Below are 20,820 nucleotides of genomic sequence, written 5' to 3'. Positions count from 1 at the left end.
ATTGAACCTGAAGCAAAAAAATTAGCACAAATTAGAAACTTTATTGAGCATAAATCATTTAAAATTGTAGAATTTGGAGAAACAGGTTTATCCGACAACGAATTAACATATGTAATTACCCGAGATGAATTTGAGAGAAAAACTTTGAAATTAATTACTTTAATTAGAGCAAGTATGATTTATCTGTCTCTTGGAATTAATTTGGAGGAGAAAAAGAAAATAATATCCCAGCCAGCTTTACCGATTGATTTTATTGAATTGAGAGATGAATTGAAACGCTAGTAGCCAGCTGGTAACAGCTAGAGTTTCGTTGCGTGCGAAGCACGAACAATGAAACCCGTGTTGAACGGAACCGATTACACTTTCGTAACACTATGAGTTTATTGTTAAATTTTTGGAGAGAATATCAAGAGGATTTTTAGTCCTCTTTTTTTTTGTGGGTTGCCAAACTTGGATTTGACTTGTTTTTCTTCATTAGTAAACACAAGAGCGCTTGGCCATTGTTTTATAGGAGTCAAAAGAATATAAATAATTGCTAAATTTAGAACTTCAAAACAAAAGGATAGTTCCACTTTCTATAGGTGCATTTTCATCATGAAAATTTACATGCACGAAATCGCAACTATTCTAATACAAAACCGTTGACAACAATTTGAACTCCCCGAATGAAAAACCTACTAATTGAATCCATTTCAAAATATATTACATTAAATTTAGATGAGGAAAATTTAATTGAAAGTTTCTGGATAAAAAAGACTCTTCATAAAGGAGATTATTTGCTAAGAAATGGTAAAACTTGCAGAACTGATAATTTTGTAGTCAGTGGAACTTTAAAAGCTTTTTACATAAATTCTAAAACAGGAAAAGAAGAAATACTCTATTTTGCAATTGAAAATTGGTGGGCGACTGACATTGAAAGTTTTCAAAAACAAAAACCTTCGATTTATAACATTCAAGCAATTGAGAAAACTGAATTATTACAGATTCATTACGATTCTTTTCAAGAAATGTTAAAACAAATTCCAAAATTGGAGCGCTTTTTCAGAATCATCCTTGAAAATTATTTAAGTAGTTTACAAAGAAGAATAATTGAAGATAATGTACTAAATGCAGAACAACGATATACTAATTTTACAGAAAATTATCCAAAAATAGTAGCTAAAGTGCCCCAATACTTAATCGCTTCTTACCTAGGTATTACAGCTGAGTTTTTAAGCAGGATTCGAAAAAAAACATAAGCCATCTTAAACTAGGTCAATATTTTTCTCTATTTTGATAACGAACTTTGTGCCATCATTCAAAATTTTATAAAAAATGAACAAAGTACTTATCATTAACGCAAGTGTACGAAATGAAAAATCACACAGTCGAGAATTAACAAAACTATTTACCGAAAACTGGAAAAAGAAAAATCCGAAAGACATATTTTCCTTTCGAGAAGTTGGACTAAAGGAAATTCCTGCAATAAATGAAAAATGGATTGGAAGTGCATTTATCGATCCAAAAAAAAGAACTAAAGAAAATCAGTCTGGGGTTGAATTTAGCGATCTGTTGGTTAACGAATTTAAAGAGCATAATATATATGTTATTGGGACTCCTATGTACAATTGGTCAATTCCAAGTGGTTTAAAATCATATATCGACCAACTTATGCGAATAAATGAAACTTGGAAATTTCGTTCAGGGAAACCAGATGGAGATTATGTAGGCCTTTTAAACAACAAAAAAATGTTTATTTTATCAAGTCGAGGCGATACATCTTATGGAGAAAATGAAAAAAATGAGCATATGAATTTTCAAACTACTTACCTTAAATTTGTGTTCGGAATAATGGGAATAAAAGACGTTACCATAATTTCATTAGATAATGAAGAATTTGGAGGAGAAATATTTGAAAACTCCAAAAGAAAAAGTTACCAAGAAATTGAAAGAATTTAAAAAAAAAATCTTTCCAACTAGCTAAAACAAGAGTTAAATGAATCAAATATTACAATCCGAGTCGAATGAACTTGATAGAATCCTTGAAAAAGTTAAAAATCAAAGCGTTGATTATCTCTCAAGTATTAACAAAAGACCTACTTCAACAAAACTGGTAATTCAAAGTAAAAGAAAACTAAATAATGCTGGAATTGGAACTGATGAAGCTTTGGACTTATTCAATAAAAGATTTGAACCGATAATGGTTTCGTCTTCTGGTCCAAGATTTTGGGGATATGTTACTGGAGGTTCAACACCAGCTTCAATAGTTGGAGATTGGTTAGCAACTATTTATGACCAAAATCCCCAAAGCCTTAATGGACAAGGAGATATTTCAGCAAATATTGAATTAGAGACTATCAACTTACTTTTAGACTTATTTGAATTACCAGATACCTTTTTAGGTGGTTTTGTAACTGGTGCTACTATGTCAAGTTTTACTTGTCTTGCAGTTGCACGTCAATGGATAGGAAAAGCTTATAGGAAAGATTTTGCAAAAGATGGCATTACAGAGAAAATAAACATCTTGACTGCAACGCCACATTCTTCTGTAATAAAATCTCTTGCACTTTTAGGTATGGGAAGCAATAACATAGTAAAAGTCGATACAATTGAGGGCAATAGAGAGGCGATTTCAATTACCGATTTAGAAAGAAAAATTAAAGTACTCAATGGACAACCATTTATTCTGGTAACAAGTGGAGGAACAGTTAACACAGTTGATTTTGATGATTTTATTGCAATTAATAAATTAAGAGATAAGTATACATTTTGGTGGCATATAGATGCTGCTTTCGGTGGTTTTGCGGCTTGTTCTAATAGTCATAAACATTTACTCAAAGATTGGGAACATTCTGATAGCATTACTACTGATTGTCATAAATGGTTAAATGTTCCTTATGAGAGTGCTGTTTTCTTTGTAAAAGAAGAGCATAAAATATTACAGGCTGAAAGCTTCCAAAATTCTAATGCACCCTATCTTGGAAATCCATCAAATGATTTTAATTACCTCAATTTTCTACCTGAAAATTCAAGAAGACTCAAAGCCTTACCAGCTTGGTTTACTCTTACCGCATATGGGAAAGAAGGATACAAAAATATCGTAGAAAATTGTATTTCATTAGCTAATGTTCTTGGAGAGTATATTGAACAAAGTGAAAAATTTGAATTATTAGCACCTGTAAGATTAAACAATATAGTATTTACTTTGAATGGAAAAGAAAATCAAGAAAAAGTACAGACGTTTTTAACTACCCTAAACGAAACTGGAAAGGTGTTTATGACACCTACATTTTTTGATACTAAAAAAGGAATTAGAGCTTCATTTGTAAATTGGAGAACAACTAAAGATGATATCACGTCAGTATTTGATGAAATGAATAGAATAATAGAAATAATATGAATAAATCCCAATGGCTCAGTTTTGTCTTCAATAGTTAGGCAGGTATTTGCCTATGACGACAACAGTAAGCAAATATTTTAAACAAAAAGTTGTAGTGGCAAAAATTCCTAATATTAAACTACAAAACCTCGTTTATCCAAATGGTTCAGGATAAACGAGGTTTTTAAGTTTTAATAATTTCCGTAAAACAGGAATTATATCTCCAAACTACTTTTTTGGATAGCATGAAAACCAACGGATTTTACTTTATTTTCGATTTCGTGTATGTCAATTATTTTGGTAGAAAATACAGTGAATTCACGTGGGAAAATAAGATTGTTTACAGTAACTTGGTTTATGCCGTCTATTTCTAATAGACTATTTTTAATTGTTATTAAATCTGAATCTTCTTTGGCATTTGTTCCAAAAACTCTTCCTTGATTTCCAGGGATGATATTATCTGATATTAAGCTCATGATGGTTTATTTTAAGATTATATTAATCTGTTTATATAACCTTAAATTTAATCATTTAATCTTTTAAAATCAATTAATTAAGATTCCTTTTAGATTTAGGATGTCTATTTAGCTTTATTTTAAGAGGTTGTTTTCTAATGTTGACGCCATGCTATCCCATTTGTTGAGATTGGTAAAGTAGCTTTCTTTGTATTTTGAAATAATAAATTGGTACTTCTCCTGAAATTCAGGTGTCATGTCGTAATTCCATTTATCATCTCTAAATACGGTTTCAAAATTAAACACATTGCCCACAAGGTTTTTATAATCTTGTACCAATTCTTTATGGGAGTTCATTTTTAGAATAGGAGCAATTTCGTTGTTATAGAATACCATAGCGGTTTCGTTGATGGCAAGTCCTTTGGGTAACCATTTATTATCTTTTGACTCGCCTTCATACTTAAAAAAATCATTGATGAGTTTGTCCCAAAAGAAATAAGGTAAATCTACATTTTGGTCGTGGTCATATGCAGGATCATTATTGAGTTGGTAGTTGGGTATCATGGAGGAATTAAACAAATACCAGTCGGCATCCATGATGAGGTGGAGAAGTTTTCTTGTTTTTAGTTTGTTTAACCAAGTTTTGTAGTGCACAGGTCCTTCCGGAAAAAGTCCCAAATCGATTACCATTTCGCTGATTTCCTTTCCTTTTTGAACGTGTAATATGGGTGCTACATGATAACCCCAGTCTATTGTGCCAGTAGGAGAAAGCTTTTTGGTATCGGTAAACGAAATTAATTCGGAACTCGAACTCGAATACAATCCAGGGGAAAAGGTCCAAATTTTCGACGTAGTTACCCCATTTGACAAGAGCAACATATAAATATAATGCGATACATTGTGACAATTAGCCTGTTGGTATCCATACGGTAATCCAGCATTCAAAACTAGTTGAAATAGTTCGTCTGCTCTTTTTTGGCTGATAAGAGTTGCTTTGCCAACGGTTTCTAAAGGATGTTTTGTGTTAATGACAAAAAAATATTAAGATTAAACTACTGGTATCACATCGACTTCTACTTTTACTTTGTGTTCACCTGAACTAAAGATAATACCCTTTAGCGGGGAAACATCGGCAAAATCTCTACCATACGCAGTGATGATATGTCTTTGTCCGGGGATCATATTATTGGTTGGATCAAATTCGCACCAACCCATTTCAGGAATATATACGGATATCCACGCATGTGAGGCATCAGATCCTTCTAATTTAGGTTTTCCTTTAGGTGGTAAGGTTTCGATATATCCACTTACGTACCGCGCAGGAATACCCATGCTTCTTATACATGCAATGGCTAAATGTGAAAAATCTTGACAGACGCCTCTTCGTTCTCTAAGGACGGTTTTAATTGGAGTATTGATATTTGTTACCCCTGATTTGAATTGAAAATCGGTAAATATTTTTTTTATTAAATTCAAAACTCCATTAAAAAGGGATTCGTTCGGAATTAAACAGGTTTTGGCAAAATCCTTAACTTCTTCGTCCCAAACCACATACTGACTTGGTAATTGATACAATAACAACTCGGCTCTTAGTTTTGAACTCGCATTTATTTTAGCCGTTGTTTCAATACAGCTAATTGGGTTGTAGGGTCGTACAGCATTATTTAAAACCTCAATTTCACTTGAAACCACAACTTTGAGTGTGGTATGTGCTTGATGAATGGAAAAATAATGCTGGATGTTTCCAAAATAATCCTCCCGACTGTATATTTTAGATGGTTTTGGCTCAATTTCTATTTTGAAATTTTGACAAACTTGGTTGGCCGAGTTTCGGGGTTGTAAACACAAGACACTCTGGTAATTGTGAACTGCGTTTACATAAGTATATAGGGTTTGATGTTTTAATTTATATTTCATCTGAATTCATTGTATCTAGGGTATCTAATATAGAATGTTGTATAACAGAGTGGTTAAAATACAAACTGGCTAGATTTGTCGAAACGCTAGCAGTAAGATTATACACCTTGGTCAATGTTTCGTTTAAATTTGTTCGTATTAAGCTAACTTCGTCGTATTGTGTTAAGCTATCCGCATCTATTAGTTTTACAATGGTATTGGCTTCTAAAACGGATTTTTCAGCTATACTCAATTGATTTGGCTCGATAGATTTGGGTAAAATGGATAAAAAGAATGATAATCTGTCTAATAAAAAGCTCAAGGTATAAGGTAGATTTTTTTCTAAAAAAATCATGTTTATAACTGCTTTTAGATTAAGATGGGACTTATAAATGTTTCTATATTGTGCTAATAAATTATGATTTTCTAAAATGGCTTCCATTAGTAAATCTTCAACATCGTCATCGTTTTTAAATTTAAAGGTCGATTGAAAAACAGCAATTAGCGAAAGAATTCGTTCCACATTTTTACCTGATTCTAATAAATAAAAACCATTATCACGAGGCAGTGTTTCATAAATATTCCCGTAAAAAGAAAACAAACGAATATGCAATTTGTCTAAGGAATGATTGGCTGTATTAGCATTAGTTGTGGCTGGATTTTTAAGTCCAATCATACTTTCTTCGACTAAATTGATAATACGTCGCGTATCATGATTCCATTTTTCACTGACTTGATTAATGGTGTTTAGTAATGCTTGAATATTATAGGTTACCGAACCCACTTTTTTAGGATCACTAATTAAACTCAGTAGTTCGATAATTGGATTTTCAAAAATAGCATCATTCGATGGCAGGTTTTCATCTTCTTTATCTTCGTAGATATTGCCTGCAAAGCCCGGATAGGTTTGGGTCAAATGCGTTAATGATTTTAATAGAACGACTAGAAATTCAGGTTGACCGTTTTCTTTATTATTATAAACGTTTTCATTGAGGCGACTTATAATAATTTTTAAAAAACTACGGAGTGCCATGGTTCGTTCGCACATGCGACCTACCCAAAATAAATTTTCGGCATTGCGACTCGTTAATGAATTGCTGAGTTGGTTGTTTGTGTTTTTTCGTTCAACTAGATTCTGATTGACTTCATTTAAAGTATCGGTAATGATCCAAGTATCTTTTGAAAGTCCGCCTAAATGATTTGAAATTTCAAATTTTCCTTTGATGTAAGCACTTCGCGTTAAGCCACCGGGCATTACTTTGTATTCGTTTCCATCAAAAATGATAAAGGCACGCATGGCTGCAAATCTTGGAACTAATTTTCCATCGATAAAGGATGGAGTAGTGGAGAGGCTAACTTCTTCTTGAGCCACAAAATCTTTTGGACTTTGCAGAATCATTTCTTTTAATTCTTTTATTTGCTTCTCATTTAAGAGACGTCCATAGATGGATCTAAAACCGAGTTTTCTATTGGTTTTCTTTACAATTAATTTGGGTAAATTGTTCAATACAAAGGTTAATTCTTTCTTTTGTCCACACCACCACGTAGCGACTGAATTGATTAATAAAGGCTCTTTTAGCAAAAACTTACAAGCATTTTGCATAAAAGCCATAAGTCCGTAATTTTCTAAAACGGCTGTTCCGGGGTTATTTAATACGGCTACATTTCCTAAACGAATGACTTGTAGCAAGCCAGGAATTCCAATTAAAGAGTCTCTTTTTAACTCTAAAGGATCACACCAAATATCATCTAGTCTTTTTATAATCACATCGACACGTTCGAGTTGGTCAATGGATTTTAACCAAACAAAACCATCGCGAACTACTAAATCTGTTCCTTGTACCAGTGTGTATCCCAAATGAGACGATAGATAAACGTGTTCAAAATAACTTTCGTTTCCTGGTCCTGGTGTTAAGAAAACAACGTTTTGGTTTTCATTGGAATTGTTTCCTAATGATTCTACAGCATTTTGTAAATTACTGAAATAGGGAGCTAGCCTACTGCGGTGTATTTTTTTATTGAATTCAGGTAAAACCTTACTCATCACAATTCGGTTCTCAAGAGCGTATCCTGAACCAGAGGGAGATTGTGTTCTAGTATCCAAGAGCCACATTTTTCCATCAGGACCACGAGCCAAATCACAAGCTAGGTTTAAGAGCTGCGTACTTAATTTTTGTTGGATATCAAAGCAAGGCAAAAGCAATCCATTGTTGTCAAAAACTAATTCAGCGGGAATAATGCTGTTTTTTAAAAGTTCCTGTGGGCCATAAATATCTTTTAAAATTAAATCTAATAGAGTAGCCCTTTGTTTTAATCCTTTTTCAATGGTTTCCCACTCTGATTTATGAATCAAGAACGGAATGGGGTCTAATTTCCATTGTCGATTTCCTTCATTATTAGAATCGTAAACATTGTACGTAACGCCGTTTTCTTTCAGCTTTTTTATGATTTCCTGATTGCGAAACTCTAATTCTTCTAATCCAATAGATTCTAAAGTATTAAAGAATTTTTGCCAATAGGGTTTTACTTGACCGTTACTGTCAATAACTTCATCATAAGAATTGATGGTTTCTTTGTACGAATTGAGTAATCCTAATGTAATATCTTGAATCATTTGTTAATTGTAAATGAATAGCATTTTTTGTAATTGGCAAAATAAAGCCTTTTGAAGAGAACAACAATGTAATTATTCTATTCTTTTGCTTTCCAATAATGTCTTAAATCCAAAGTGTAAGGGTATTCAGGGTTAATAAGTTCGATGGGCGTATCCAGTCTAAGATCTGATTTAGACTCGACTAAAAAACGAGATGTTGCCGTGCTATTTGCAATCATTTCTTTTTCTTTATTTACATCTTCCAATGCAGAAGATGGGGTATGACCAAAATCCCAAAAACGACTTAGTTTTCGTGATTCCGCTTCAAAACTATTTACAGGGAAAGTATCAAAACTCCTTCCGCCAGGATGGGTTACAAAATAGGTGCAACCACCAATTACTTTATTATTCCACGTATCCACTAAATCAAAAACAAGAGGAACATCGATTCCAATATTAGGGTGTAATGCCGATGGCGGATTCCATGATTTGTATCGAATACCGGCTACATATTCTCCTTTAGTTCCTGTGCTTCTTAATGGAATTCGGCATCCTTTGCATAATAAAATATGACGTTCGGGTACAATTCCAGAAACTTTTACTTGCAAACGTTCCAATGAGGAATCTACAAATCGAGAGGTTCCAGAGCTAGACAATTCTTCTCCCAATACATGCCAAGGCTCAATACCCAATCTAATTTCTAATTGAATGTTATCAATAGTCAGGTTACCATGATGCGGATATCTAAATTCGAAGAAAGGATCAAACCAAGAAATATCAAAATTATAACCAGCATCTTTTAAATCTTTCACCACATCAATCATATCCAGATAGGCAAAATGTGGTAATAGAAATTTATCATGCAACTCGGTTCCCCAACGGATTAATTTTTTCTCGTAGGGTTCTTTCCAAAATTTAGCGACCAAAGAACGCACTAATAAATTTTGAACCAAATTCATGTGTTTGTGAGGAGGCATATCAAAAGCTCTTAATTCTAGTATTCCCAAACGTCCTGTTGAGGAATCAGGAGAAAATAATTTATCGATACAAAACTCCGTTCGATGGGTATTCCCAGTAATATCCGTCAATAGATTTCGGAATATTCGATCGACCATCCAAAAAGGGACTTCTTTGTCTTTTGGTATTTGTTCAAAAGCAATTTCCATTTCGTACAGGCGTTCGTCTCGACCTTCATCAATACGCGGTGCTTGACTCGTAGGACCAATAAAAGGCCCAGCAAAAAGGTAACTCAATACCGGATGATGTTGCCAATAGGTAATTAAACTTCGTAATAAATCAGGTCTTCTTAATAACGGGCTGTCTTCGGGTCTTTCTGCGCCTAAAGTTACGTGATTCCCTCCACCAGTTCCAGTATGACGACCATCAACCATAAATTTATCAGTTCCCAAACGAGATAGAAAAGCTTCTTCATAAAGTGCCGTTGTATTATCTACAATCTCTTGCCACGATTTGGCTGGATGTACATTCACTTCAATAACGCCAGGGTCAGGCGTCACCATCATTTTCTCAACTCTGTAATCGGTCTTTGGTTGATATCCTTCAATTCTGACAGGCATTTGTAATTTTTCGGCAGTGATTTCTATCGAAGTAATTAAGTCAACATAGTCTTCTAAATAATCCGTGGGTGGCAGAAAAATATACAACATCCCATCGCGTTCTTGAACGCACATTGCTGTAATGAAAGTATCAACTTCAAATAGTAGCGAATCTACTTCCGTTAGGTCTTTCTTTTTGTCCTCTTTTTTGGATAATACTTTTTTGAAGGAATCAAAAATCTTTGAAATAGTTCCGTAACGCTTTTTTACTTTTTCATCATAATCTCCTAAAGCAGGTAAATCTTCAAATAAACTTCGATCAACAACTGTTTCTCTTTTGTTTTTAGAAGTCTTTGGGAGTGAATCCAAAGGCAAACGCAAACCAATTGGTGAATTCCCAGGAATTAAAAAGCAATTGCCTCTTCTGAATTCCCAAGCACAACTTTCCCAATTGTCTGCGGTATAATTTTTTCGAATGGGCAAAACAAATCCTGAGGGATTATTTAAGCCTTTTTCTAAAACTTTAGCGAGATTATGTCGCTCCATTGAATCTTTTAAATTGACTTTCAATGGGTCTAAATTCACAGGAAGTTTCCCTTCTTCAAGCGCCCAATAAATGGGGTCTTCGTAGGTAGGTAAGATGTTTTTAGTATCGATTCCTAAATATTTGGTCAATTCTTCAGTGAATTTTTCAGCATCGTGAAAATTAAATTCTGTTTCGCCTTCTTTGGCTACTAAAGCATCATTTTTCCATAAAGGAAATCCATCTTTTCTCCAGTACAAACCATATTGCCAACGAGGAAATAATTCACCAGGATACCATTTTCCTTGCCCAAAATGCAATAAGCCACCGTGTGCAAATCGTTGTTTTAGACGAAGTGCTAAATCGTATGCTAATTTTCGTTTCAAAGGACCATCGGCAGCAGTGTTCCATTCGGCTCCTTCAAAATCATCAATAGAGATAAAAGTTGGTTCACCACCCATTGTTAAACGAACATCACCTTCAATTAAATCTTTTTCAACAACATTTCCAACGGCCATGATATCTTCCCATTGTTTGTCAGAATAAGGTTTGGTTACTCTAGGGTCTTCATGAATACGGGTTACTTTATTTTCAAATTCAAAACTCACTTCACATTTTTCAGTCGCACCAGTTACAGGTGCAGCACTTTCATAATGTGGCGTACAACATAACGGGATATGGCCTTCACTAGCAAAAAGCCCTGAGGTAGGATCGAGTCCAATCCAACCAGCACCTGGAAGATAGACTTCAACCCAAGCATGTAAATCAGTAAAATCATTCTCAGGTCCTGAAGGGCCGTCTAGTGATTTGATATCCGGTGCTAATTGTACGATATATCCAGAAACAAATCGGGAAGCTATACCAAAGTGGCGCAAAATATGAATGAGTAGCCAAGCAAAATCCCTGCATGAACCACTTTTAATTCGTAATGTTTCTTCAGGTGTTTGCACGCCAGCTTCCATTCGAAGATTATACGTAAGTGTTTTATATACCTCTTGGTTCAGATACACTAAAAAATCATTAATTTCTATGGCATCATTTAATTTGATGTTCTCCATAAATTTTAAAAATATAGGACTCTCTTCGCTTAATTTTAAATAAGGAATTAATTCTTGTTCGAGTGTTTCTTCATATTTAAAAGGATACTTTTGAGCATATTCTTCCACAAAATAATCAAAAGGATTAATGACTTGAAGTTTTGCAATGACTTCGACTTCGACTTTTAATTCTTGGATTTTGTCAGGAAAAACAATTCTTGCTTGGTAATTCCCAAAAGGGTCTTGTTGCCAATTGATAAAATGATTCTCTGGACTTATTTTAAAAGTATAGCCCTCAATCTGAGTTCGAGAATGTACGGCTGGTCTAAGTCTAAAAACATGAGGAAACAATTTAACGCTTCGGTCAAATTTGTAGGTAGTTTTGTGAGAGATGGCTATTTTTATTGACATAAAAAATATTTTTTTGTAGCGTTATTGAGTATATACAAATATTGAAAAAAAATCTGTATTTATGGCTTTTTGGTGAGGATAATTAAGGTTTTTATGGGTTGGTTTAGTGAATTTTATTGTTTTTTTAATATTTTGTTGATAATTCGTTAATATGATTTTTTTAACGTGTATTATTTATTGAATGTGCGTTTTTGAAATATTGGAGCAAAAAAAAACCGCTTCAAATACAATTTGAAGCGGTTTTTTAATCAGTTATTTAAGGAAACTAATACTTAGTCATTATAAACATTTGAACCGTGTTCATGAATGTCTAATCCGTCAATTTCTTCTTCTTTGGTAACTCTTAATCCCATCGTTTTCTTCAAGATGAATAAAATTACGAAAGCAGTTCCTGCAGCCCAAGCACCAATACTGATAACACCAGTTGCTTGTACAATTAATTTGTCAATTCCACCACCGTAGAATAATCCACCATCGGTAGCAAAGAAACCTACTAATAAAGTTCCTAGCGCACCACATACTCCGTGTACAGATACTGCTCCTACTGGATCATCCACTTTTAATTTTTTGTCGATAAATTCTATTGAGAAAACAACGGTTACTCCACAAATAAGTCCGATGATGATGGCTCCCAGTGGACTAACTGCTGCACATCCAGCAGTAATACCTACTAATCCAGCTAATACTCCATTTAATGTCATTGAAATATCTGGTTTTCCGTATAGTTTCCATGAAAGGAATAAAGCAGCAATTGCTCCAGCAGCTCCAGCTAAGTTTGTAGTAATGATTACTCCTGTTACTGCTATTGCGTTATCGCCAGTAATTGCTAATTGAGAACCAGGATTAAATCCAAACCATCCTAACCATAAGATGAATACCCCTAATGCACCTAACATAATATTGTGACCAGGTATCGCATTTGATTTTCCATCCGTATATTTTCCAATTCTAGGACCTACTAATGCAGCAGCTACAAATGCAGCCCATCCACCTACAGAGTGTACTACTGTAGAACCAGCAAAATCAGTGAATCCCATTTGTGCTAACCAACCATCTCCATTCCATACCCAGCTTCCTGAAATAGGATAAATGATTAATGTCATTAATAATGAGAAGATTAAATAAGTAGTAAATTTTGTTCTCTCAGCGATAGCTCCTGAAACAATTGTAGCAGCAGTAGCAGCAAAAACAGTTTGAAAAAATAAGCTGTGCATATCAGCCGCACTATCAAAAAGAAAAAATTGACTTGGATCTCCAATAAGACCACCTATTGATTTTCCGTACATGATTGAGTAACCTACCGCCCAAAACACGACGCTACCAATACAGAAATCCATTAAATTTTTCATGATTATATTTCCAGCGTTTTTTGATCTAGCAAAACCAGCTTCAACAAGTGTAAAACCAGCTTGCATAAAAAACACTAATATCCCGCAGATCACTACCCACATTAAGTCTATAACAGCATTCGTATCCATAATATATATTTTAATTAATTATTGTAAAGTTTTCTAGTTCACAGCGTCGTTGCCATTTTCTTTTGTTCTAATTCTGTATGTATCAATCACGTCCATGACAAATATTTTACCATCACCTACCATTCCGGTATACGCTGATTTTAAGATAGCTTCAATGGTTACATCTAAAAATGGATCTGAAACGACGATAGAGATGTATCTTCTTTGAATGTCTGAGGTACTATAAGTGATTCCTCTATATACATGACCTTCTTTTTCGTTTCCAACTCCTGTTACATCCCAATAGGTAAAGAAATTTACTCCTACTTCATGTAATGCTTTTTTTACATCAGAAAATTTAGATTTTCTAATAGTTGCTTCAATTTTTTTCATGTTTAATTTGTTTTTGAAATTAAGGGTTATTACTTCTTTTTTTGGTAATAAAGCATTGGTAAGTGTTGTTGCTTTATTGTTAGTTTTTCAATTGTTTTTAGCGAATTTATTAACTTTTTTCAATGAGAAATAAGATTTGATATACTATTTGTTAAATTTAGAAACGATTTATTAATATTTTAAAATCGACACTAAATAATAAGTAATTAGTAGTTTTAGTAGATTAAAAATGCGATTTTAATAATTGATTATTTATGTATATCCCTATTTTTTACAAGGTCTATCGGTTTTTCAATATTCTAAAAACTATTTTAAATGCTATTTTTATATTTATATTTTACTTACCCCCTATTTTATATAGGGGTATTTGTTTTTTTCTTTATTTATTGTTTTTAATGTAATGTTGGAGTATCGTTTGGTATTTCGAATGTAGAAGAAAGGTATTTTTTGAAGAATTGAGTGGTTTAAAAAGCAGGATTGCAATTTATTTTTTAATTTTTGTAAGGAACTCGTTTTAATACTGTCAGATTAATAAATATCTATTTTTTGAGATGAATTAAAACCAAAAATAAAAGTTAAACGTATCTCTATTTATATTCTAGATTGTATTTTTGATAGAATATTAAAGGACTACTAAATAAGACACTATATAATGGACAAAACCTATTACGACCCAGCTGACCTGAAAAAATTTGGTAAAATATCCGATTGGAACGAAGAACTAGGAGATAAGTTTTTTGATTACTACGGAAAAGTATTTGAAGAAGGCAGTTTGTCAGCACGAGAAAAATCATTAATCGCTTTGGCGGTTTCTCATACCGTTCAATGTCCCTATTGTATTGATGCTTATACAGGCGATGGACTTAAACGAGGGATTACCAAAGAAGAAATGATGGAAGCCGTACATGTAGCAGCAGCTATTCGGGGTGGGGCAACTTTAGTACATAGTGTACAAATGATGAATAAATACGATAAATTATCAATGTAAAAAGAGGTTTTATGAAGCTAAGATTCTGAGATTTTAAATGTTGTATCAAGTAATTGAAATTTCATTTTACTAAAAATAGCAGAATCTTATAATTTTCGTAGTACCTCAGAACCTAAATCTCTTAGCTCCTTTAACAATGCTCAAATCCTTACACGCCAAACACAGCGAACTCTCTAAAACCGAAAAACAACTCGAGATTCTTTCGACAGGAATTTTTCAAGATGGAAGTCTGCCTACTTTCGCTGAAAAAATAAAAAAATCAGGAGCTTTTCCTTTACAACCTAAAAAAATAGAAATCCTCCAAATCAACGTTGGGTATATGTGCAATCAGGTTTGTGCACATTGTCATGTGGATGCAGGGCCTGATCGAAAGGAAATCATGACGGTCGAAACGATGCAACAAATTTTGGACGTTCTTAAAACCAGTGATGTAAACACCTTAGATTTAACGGGTGGTGCGCCTGAGATGAATCCTAATTTCCGTTGGTTTGTGGAAGAAGCTTCTAAACTAGGAGTAAAGGATTTTATCGTTCGTTCTAATCTGACGATTATTTTAGCCAATAAAAAATACCACGACCTCCCTGAGTTTTTTGCCAAACACAACATACATGTGATTTCGTCTTTGCCATTTTACAAAAGAGAAAAAACGGATAAACAACGAGGTGATGGAGTTTTTGATAAATCCATTCAAGCGTTACAAATGCTGAATAAAGTAGGCTACGGGAAAGAAGGAAGTAGTTTAAAACTCGATTTGGTCTACAATCCATCGGGTGCGTTTTTGCCAACAGATCAAAAAGCATTGGAAAACGATTTCAAAAAAGCGTTGAAAGAAGATTTTGATATCGATTTTAATTCGCTTTTTGCTATTACGAATCTGCCTATTTCTCGTTTTCTGGATTATTTGATCGCCTCAGATAATTATGAAGATTATATGTATGCTTTGGTCGAAGCCTTTAATCCTGTGGCTGTCGCCAATGTGATGTGTACCAATACGATTTCGGTCAGTTGGGATGGCTGGTTATACGATTGTGATTTTAACCAAATGTTAGCATTAAAAGTCGCTTCAAAAGTAAAACATATATCCGATTTCAATCAAGAAATTTTAGAGGATAGAAACATTATTATTTCCCAACATTGCTACGGTTGTACCGCTGGAGCGGGGAGTAGTTGTCAAGGAACAGTGGTCTAGTGTAACCGCAAAGATTCGCTAAGTTTATTTGATAGCGTCTTAGTTGAAATGTTTCAAATACAAATTAAGTTAAAACACCAATAAAAGAGTATTAAATTTCTTTACTTTCTAAAATCAGTGTTCCAATAAAACATAAAAAAATGAACATAAAAATAATAAATGAAACGGTTGCTTTTTTACAATCGAAAGGCTTTACCACACCAGAATTCGGAATCGTACTAGGCACTGGATTAGGACAACTCGTTGATCATATCCAAATAGAAAAACAAGTCGATTATAGTGATATTCCACATTTTCCTGTTTCTACAGTCGAATCTCATTCGGGTAAATTGATTTATGGAACCTTAGAAGGGAAAAAAGTAGTCGTAATGCAAGGGCGTTTCCATTTGTATGAAGGCTATTCGTTGCAAGAAATTACTTTTCCTATCCGAATCTTAAAAGCGTTAGGTATTCAGCAGTTGTTGATTTCAAATGCGGCTGGAGCAATGAATTTGGATTATAAAAAAGGAGATATGATGTTGATTGACGATCATATCAACTTACAAGGAGGTTCGCCATTAGCATTCAAAAATGTATCTGATTTTGGAGACCGATTTGTAGATATGAGCGCACCTTATGACACAGAAATGAACAAAAAAGCTTTGGCTGTTGCCAAAGAAAACGGAATCGCACTACACAAAGGAGTTTATGTAGGTGTTGTAGGCCCACAATTAGAAACCCGTGCCGAATACCGTTATTTGCGAACTATTGGTGCAGATGCTGTAGGAATGAGTACTGTACCTGAAGTAATAGTAGCCAATCACTTGCGTTTGCCAGTTATTGCCGTTTCGGTTTTGACAGATGAGTGTGATCCTGATAATTTAAAACCCGTAAACATTGCCGAAATAATCGCTATTGCTGGACAAGCTGAACCTAAAATGGTCACGCTTTTTAAGGGTTTGATAAGGGGTTAAGAGTTATGTGTTAGGAGTTACTTGTTTATAAGTGCTATTGAATAAGTATAATTTCCTAACTCACCTTTCCTAACTTCCACCCCTTAATCCTTAACATATAACGGATAATCCATAACTTGAAAAAAAATTATGAGCTACTTAAACGCGACAAATGATCTATACAAACAAGCTGCCTTAACACCTGATGTGGGGCTTTGCTGTACTACAACACCTATTTGGAAATTTCCAGGATTGGAAATCCCCATGATCATGCAAGAGATGAATTACGGTTGCGGAAGCACCATCTCGGCACAAGATTTAATTAATAATCCCAAAGTCCTTTACGTAGGCGTAGGAGGCGGAATGGAATTACTACAATTCTCTTATTTCTCTCGTCAAAAAGGCGGAGTCGTAGGCGTAGATGTAGTCGATGAAATGCTCGAAGCTTCACGCAAAAACTTCCTTGAAGCCGAAAAACAAAATGATTGGTTCCAAAGTGACTTTATCGAACTCAAAAAAGGGGACGCTCTAAACCTTCCAATAGAAAACGAAAGCATTGATATAGCCGCTCAAAACTGCTTGTTCAACATCTTCAAAGCCGAGGATTTAAAGAAAGCCCTGCAAGAAATGTATCGTGTCCTAAAACCACACGGACGTTTGGTTATGAGCGATCCTACCTGTGAGCAACCTATGAACGAAGCTTTGCGCAATGACGACCACCTCCGTGCCTTGTGCTTGAGCGGGAGCATTCCTATTGCCGATTATATTAAAGCCTTGACTGATGTTGGTTTTGGAACTATCGAAATCCGTGGGCGTCGTCCATACCGAATTCTTGATCCTGAAAATTATCCAACCGATGAATTAATTTTTATCGAAAGCATCGAAGTCTGTGCCATCAAAGACCCAATGCCTGCTGATGGTCCTTGTGTTTTCACAGGAAAAACCGCTATTTATTACGGTAAAGAATCCTATTTCGACGACAAAAAAGGACATACTTTAATGAAAAACCAACCTCTAGCCGTATGCGATAAAACCGCTGCCGCCTTAACGAGTTTGGAACGCAAAGACATTTATGTTTCTGAGAGTACGTTTCATTATAATGGGGGAGGCTGTTGTTAGGTTTTTTGAGGAGCTGAGGTTCTAGGTGTTTAGGGAAAAGATTTTTAGGGATAAGGGATAAGAGATAAGAGGAAAGAGGCAAGAAATAAGAAACAAGAGAAAAGATATTTAGGAAATTGAATATTATTCAGATATCCAAAACTTAGATATTCTTCAATTTCTTGAATGTTTAAAAAATTAGCACCATAACATTTGGTGTTGTTAAGAACATCGCTCCCGCTTTCGGCTTTATCTCTTCGCTCCGCTACGAGGATATCGCCTCAATCGGGGGTAGAAAGGGAGATTTGTTTCTACAATATCTAGTTTCAGACTGATTAATAAGTGTTTTTTTATATTTAGCTTAATTAATTCACTAAATGATTATAGCACAAAGCTAACCGAATAATGGTGGATTGGAGCCATTTAATGGCTGGTATAAACGAGTTGTAGGTGGTTTTTCCAGAATTACTAAGAAAGCATTTGCTTGGTTACCAAAATTTGGTAACTTTACCAAAAATGAAGAAATCATGGGAAGAAATACATCAATATCATTAGGCAATCATTTCGAGAGTTTTATTGAAACAACTGTTTCGAAAGGTCGTTTCAGTAACGCTAGCGAAGTAGTACGCGCAGGGCTTCGACTTTTGGAAGAAGAAGAAAATCGTATAATTGTTTTACGTAATGCAATTCGTGAAGGAATTGAAAGTGGTAGAGCTGTCGACTTTGATTCAAAGAAACATTTAGAAACTCTTAAGTCCAGAAAAGGGAATGGCTAAATTTTACTTAACTAACAAAGCCGTTGAAGATTTAGGTGATATTTGGAATTATACAGTTGAGACTTGGTCTGAAAACCAAGCGGAGATTTATTACTCTTTACTCATCGATTCTTGTCAAGAGTTAGCGAATAAACCAAATCAAGGAAAATCATACGAAGTAGTTGAAAGGAATGTTTTAGGCTTTAAAACTGGACAACACCTAATATTTTATAGAATAGTAACCGAAAAGGAAATTGAAGTTGTTAGAATTATACATGGCATGATGGATATGAAAAAGCACCTATAATAGCTGTTTGGTAGCATGACTGGTTTTGCTTTTCTAAGTCGGAAAGTACTAAGTTCAAAATTTGATTATATTTACGACAATAATTTAAAAAGTCGCTACGTCTCCCGCTCCCCAAACTCTTCAGACTTTGAGGTAATTTTAAAATCGGTATTAAAACCTATAATTTTTCCTAAGTCTCCTGACTTTTGTACAAAACCTCATTGTTTATAAAATGCATTTTTTTCTTTGCGACTTAGTGCCTTTACGGTAAAAAAAAATGTAAGGATTATGAAAAGCTACCATCTATTTCTTTTTGAAAATTAGTAAAACGCTTAACATAAGTTTAGCATCCGTTTACAAACCAAACTGAAGTATCTCCCGTATATTAGTATAAAACAAAGAAATGATGAAAGCACTCTCTTATTTTGCCCTCTTATTTTTTATAATAAGTTGCCAAGCACAAACCAAACAATTATCACTGCAAGTCAAGCCAGGTAAAGCCGTTGCTGTTTTTGCCGAAGGTTGTTTTTGGTGTAGCGAACATGTTTTTGAAGCCGTATATGGTGTTGACGAAGCCGTTTCGGGTTATACTGGTGGAACGACTAAAAATCCAACGTATCATCAAGTCGGTTCCAATCAAACGGGACATGCAGAAGTCGTTGCTGTTTTTTATGATCCTAAAAAAGTGAGTTTTGCACAATTAGTAGATGCTTTTTTTGCATCGCAAGACCCCACTACTCCCAACCAACAAGGACCTGATGTAGGTTCGTCCTATCGTTCGATTGCGTTTTATAGCAATCTAGACGAAAAGAAAATCATTGATGATAAAATCAAAGCACTTACCGTTGCTAAAGTTTTTAGAAATCCTATTGTGACTGAGGTAAAACCCATTTCAGCTTTTTATGAAGCCGAAGCATATCACCAAGATTATGTAAAAAACAATCCGAATCAAGGATATGTGCAAGGAGTTTCTATACCGAGGTTTAATAAGTTTGTAAAGACGTATAAAGGAAAGTTGAAGTAGGGTTTAACCGCAAAGAAGACTAATTTTTTATTAAAATCATTCTTCCAATACATCCATTAATTCAAAATTTAACATCATGAAATCTTATATCAAAATTATTAGTTTACCACTTATGTTACTTGTTTTTATGGCTTGTATGCAGGCTAGTAAAAAAGAAACAGCCGCTATGGTTGAGAATAACAATCCGCCACAAGAAAAACTATCGCTTAACGATACTTCTTTGAAAAAAGTAGTAAAAACGGATGCCGAATGGAAGAAAGAATTGACTTCAACCCAATACCATATTTTAAGGGAGAAAGGAACAGAATACCCGTTTAAAAATCCTTATTATGACAATCATAAAAAAGGGTATTATTTCTGTGCGGGTTGTAAATTACCGTTATTTTCATCTGAAACCAAATTTGAGTCGGGTACAGGATGGCCTAGTTTTTATGATGTTTTAGACAAAAAAAGAGTCAAAGAGGTTGTAGATAAAAGTCTCGGAATGGTGCGTGGCGAAATCGTTTGTGCGCGTTGTGAAGGACATTTAGGACATTTGTTTGATGATGGGCCAAAACCTACAGGTTTGCGTTATTGTATGAATTCAGGAGCAATGTTATTTCTGGAGAAGTAAAGTTTATAAACATATAAGTTTTTTTTCTAAAAAAGTTTAAACCATTTAAGAAATTTAAGAGCATTTAAGTAACGGAGAGCAGAGAGGGGTTAAACATATAAGTCATGTAAGTTTCTAAGAAAAAAAGTTGGCTCTTCGCCTAAATTAGTGGAATTGTGTTTTTAGTCATTCCCTAAATAATATACCATTTTTATGAAATTCTCGGGATTCCTATAACCTCTTGCTCTGGATCTTGCCAATTGCATCACGCTATTCA

At 34.3% G+C, this 20,820-nt stretch carries 19 protein-coding genes; 12 read left to right on the top strand and 7 right to left on the bottom strand.

Annotated elements, in window-relative coordinates; translation table 11 throughout:
* The 4 genes from WBQ70_RS14515 to WBQ70_RS14500 all read left to right on the top strand — a co-directional run.
* Positions 1–282, top strand: a 282-nt coding sequence (locus WBQ70_RS14515) for an LA2681 family HEPN domain-containing protein (RefSeq protein ID WP_423915437.1), incomplete at its 5' end; no start/stop codon positions are given.
* Positions 283–665: 383 nt separating this feature from the next.
* Positions 666–1,238, top strand: coding sequence for a Crp/Fnr family transcriptional regulator (locus WBQ70_RS14510; protein ID WP_423915436.1), 573 nt, complete (start codon positions 666–668; stop codon positions 1,236–1,238).
* Between the two features lie 76 nt (positions 1,239–1,314).
* Positions 1,315–1,938: an FMN-dependent NADH-azoreductase gene (locus tag WBQ70_RS14505; RefSeq protein ID WP_423915435.1), complete on the top strand. Its 624-nt coding sequence runs from the start codon at positions 1,315–1,317 to the stop codon at positions 1,936–1,938.
* 37 nt (positions 1,939–1,975) lie between these two features.
* Complete coding sequence (locus WBQ70_RS14500) at positions 1,976–3,379, top strand: pyridoxal phosphate-dependent decarboxylase family protein (protein ID WP_423915433.1); 1,404 nt, start codon at positions 1,976–1,978, stop codon at positions 3,377–3,379.
* A 194-nt stretch (positions 3,380–3,573) separates the two neighbouring features.
* Here the strand turns inward: WBQ70_RS14500 and WBQ70_RS14495 are convergent, their stop codons facing one another.
* The 7 genes from WBQ70_RS14495 to WBQ70_RS14465 all read right to left on the bottom strand — a co-directional run bounded on the left by WBQ70_RS14495 (position 3,574) and on the right by WBQ70_RS14465 (position 13,679).
* Positions 3,574–3,834, bottom strand: coding sequence for a heavy-metal-associated domain-containing protein (locus WBQ70_RS14495; RefSeq protein ID WP_423915431.1), 261 nt, complete (start codon positions 3,832–3,834; stop codon positions 3,574–3,576).
* A 114-nt stretch (positions 3,835–3,948) separates the two neighbouring features.
* A complete protein-coding gene (locus tag WBQ70_RS14490; protein WP_423915440.1) occupies positions 3,949–4,797 on the bottom strand; it encodes a protein-glutamine glutaminase family protein in 849 nt (282 codons plus the stop codon).
* A gap of 63 nt (positions 4,798–4,860) precedes the next feature.
* Positions 4,861–5,730 (bottom strand): transglutaminase family protein, encoded by an 870-nt coding sequence (locus WBQ70_RS14485; RefSeq protein WP_423915429.1) that lies wholly within the window; start codon positions 5,728–5,730, stop codon positions 4,861–4,863.
* Positions 5,720–8,323 (bottom strand): circularly permuted type 2 ATP-grasp protein, encoded by a 2,604-nt coding sequence (locus WBQ70_RS14480; protein WP_423915427.1) that lies wholly within the window; start codon positions 8,321–8,323, stop codon positions 5,720–5,722. Before WBQ70_RS14480 ends, WBQ70_RS14485 begins: the two co-directional genes overlap by 11 nt.
* A gap of 77 nt (positions 8,324–8,400) precedes the next feature.
* Positions 8,401–11,829, bottom strand: coding sequence for a DUF2126 domain-containing protein (locus tag WBQ70_RS14475; protein ID WP_423915425.1), 3,429 nt, complete (start codon positions 11,827–11,829; stop codon positions 8,401–8,403).
* A gap of 272 nt (positions 11,830–12,101) precedes the next feature.
* On the bottom strand, positions 12,102–13,307 hold the full coding sequence (locus WBQ70_RS14470) for an ammonium transporter (RefSeq protein ID WP_423915424.1): 1,206 nt from the start codon (positions 13,305–13,307) through the stop codon (positions 12,102–12,104).
* Positions 13,308–13,340: 33 nt separating this feature from the next.
* Positions 13,341–13,679, bottom strand: a complete 339-nt coding sequence (locus WBQ70_RS14465) for a P-II family nitrogen regulator (protein ID WP_423915422.1) — start codon at positions 13,677–13,679, stop codon at positions 13,341–13,343.
* A gap of 652 nt (positions 13,680–14,331) precedes the next feature.
* On the opposite strand from WBQ70_RS14465, the gene WBQ70_RS14460 reads away from it, so the two are divergent.
* From WBQ70_RS14460 to msrB, 8 genes are all read left to right on the top strand, one after another.
* Positions 14,332–14,667, top strand: a complete 336-nt coding sequence (locus WBQ70_RS14460; RefSeq protein WP_320889676.1) for an arsenosugar biosynthesis-associated peroxidase-like protein — start codon at positions 14,332–14,334, stop codon at positions 14,665–14,667.
* Between the two features lie 136 nt (positions 14,668–14,803).
* Positions 14,804–15,856 carry an arsenosugar biosynthesis radical SAM (seleno)protein ArsS gene (gene arsS / locus WBQ70_RS14455; RefSeq protein WP_423915421.1) on the top strand — a complete coding sequence of 351 codons (1,053 nt, stop codon included), beginning with the start codon at positions 14,804–14,806 and terminating at the stop codon, positions 15,854–15,856.
* Between the two features lie 140 nt (positions 15,857–15,996).
* Positions 15,997–16,809, top strand: coding sequence for a purine-nucleoside phosphorylase (locus WBQ70_RS14450; protein WP_423915419.1), 813 nt, complete (start codon positions 15,997–15,999; stop codon positions 16,807–16,809).
* 129 nt (positions 16,810–16,938) lie between these two features.
* Positions 16,939–17,907, top strand: a complete 969-nt coding sequence (arsM, locus tag WBQ70_RS14445) for an arsenosugar biosynthesis arsenite methyltransferase ArsM (RefSeq protein ID WP_423915417.1) — start codon at positions 16,939–16,941, stop codon at positions 17,905–17,907.
* Between the two features lie 506 nt (positions 17,908–18,413).
* Entirely contained in the window at positions 18,414–18,662 is a 249-nt protein-coding gene (locus WBQ70_RS14440; RefSeq protein WP_423915438.1) for a type II toxin-antitoxin system ParD family antitoxin, read from the top strand.
* The gene (locus WBQ70_RS14435; RefSeq protein WP_423915415.1) at positions 18,655–18,948 is read left to right on the top strand and encodes a type II toxin-antitoxin system RelE/ParE family toxin; all 294 of its coding nucleotides are present in this window, start codon (positions 18,655–18,657) and stop codon (positions 18,946–18,948) included. The genes WBQ70_RS14440 and WBQ70_RS14435 overlap by 8 nt, the downstream gene beginning before the upstream one ends.
* A 382-nt stretch (positions 18,949–19,330) precedes the next feature.
* A complete protein-coding gene (msrA, locus tag WBQ70_RS14430; RefSeq protein ID WP_423915413.1) occupies positions 19,331–19,951 on the top strand; it encodes a peptide-methionine (S)-S-oxide reductase MsrA in 621 nt (206 codons plus the stop codon).
* A gap of 76 nt (positions 19,952–20,027) precedes the next feature.
* Positions 20,028–20,564: a peptide-methionine (R)-S-oxide reductase MsrB gene (msrB, locus tag WBQ70_RS14425; protein WP_423915412.1), complete on the top strand. Its 537-nt coding sequence runs from the start codon at positions 20,028–20,030 to the stop codon at positions 20,562–20,564.
* Positions 20,565–20,820: the final 256 nt, after the last annotated feature.

This window comes from Flavobacterium sp., assembly GCF_049590715.1.
Classification (GTDB): Bacteria; Bacteroidota; Bacteroidia; order Flavobacteriales; family Flavobacteriaceae; genus Flavobacterium.
This window is presented reverse-complemented; position numbering and strand designations above follow the sequence as displayed.

Excerpts from the sequence above, each read along its gene's own strand:
- WBQ70_RS14510 (WP_423915436.1), top strand. The coding sequence starts at position 666 with ATGAAAAACCTACTAATTGAATCCATTTCAAAATATATTACATTAAAT.
- WBQ70_RS14505 (WP_423915435.1), top strand. The coding sequence starts at position 1,315 with ATGAACAAAGTACTTATCATTAACGCAAGTGTACGAAATGAAAAATCA.
- WBQ70_RS14500 (WP_423915433.1), top strand. The coding sequence starts at position 1,976 with ATGAATCAAATATTACAATCCGAGTCGAATGAACTTGATAGAATCCTT.
- WBQ70_RS14495 (WP_423915431.1), bottom strand. The coding sequence starts at position 3,834 with ATGAGCTTAATATCAGATAATATCATCCCTGGAAATCAAGGAAGAGTT.
- WBQ70_RS14485 (WP_423915429.1), bottom strand. The coding sequence starts at position 5,730 with ATGAAATATAAATTAAAACATCAAACCCTATATACTTATGTAAACGCA.
- WBQ70_RS14480 (WP_423915427.1), bottom strand. The coding sequence starts at position 8,323 with ATGATTCAAGATATTACATTAGGATTACTCAATTCGTACAAAGAAACC.
- WBQ70_RS14475 (WP_423915425.1), bottom strand. The coding sequence starts at position 11,829 with ATGTCAATAAAAATAGCCATCTCTCACAAAACTACCTACAAATTTGAC.
- WBQ70_RS14470 (WP_423915424.1), bottom strand. The coding sequence starts at position 13,307 with ATGGATACGAATGCTGTTATAGACTTAATGTGGGTAGTGATCTGCGGG.
- WBQ70_RS14465 (WP_423915422.1), bottom strand. The coding sequence starts at position 13,679 with ATGAAAAAAATTGAAGCAACTATTAGAAAATCTAAATTTTCTGATGTA.
- WBQ70_RS14460 (WP_320889676.1), top strand. The coding sequence starts at position 14,332 with ATGGACAAAACCTATTACGACCCAGCTGACCTGAAAAAATTTGGTAAA.
- arsS (WP_423915421.1), top strand. The coding sequence starts at position 14,804 with ATGCTCAAATCCTTACACGCCAAACACAGCGAACTCTCTAAAACCGAA.
- WBQ70_RS14450 (WP_423915419.1), top strand. The coding sequence starts at position 15,997 with ATGAACATAAAAATAATAAATGAAACGGTTGCTTTTTTACAATCGAAA.
- arsM (WP_423915417.1), top strand. The coding sequence starts at position 16,939 with ATGAGCTACTTAAACGCGACAAATGATCTATACAAACAAGCTGCCTTA.
- WBQ70_RS14440 (WP_423915438.1), top strand. The coding sequence starts at position 18,414 with ATGGGAAGAAATACATCAATATCATTAGGCAATCATTTCGAGAGTTTT.
- WBQ70_RS14435 (WP_423915415.1), top strand. The coding sequence starts at position 18,655 with ATGGCTAAATTTTACTTAACTAACAAAGCCGTTGAAGATTTAGGTGAT.
- msrA (WP_423915413.1), top strand. The coding sequence starts at position 19,331 with ATGATGAAAGCACTCTCTTATTTTGCCCTCTTATTTTTTATAATAAGT.
- msrB (WP_423915412.1), top strand. The coding sequence starts at position 20,028 with ATGAAATCTTATATCAAAATTATTAGTTTACCACTTATGTTACTTGTT.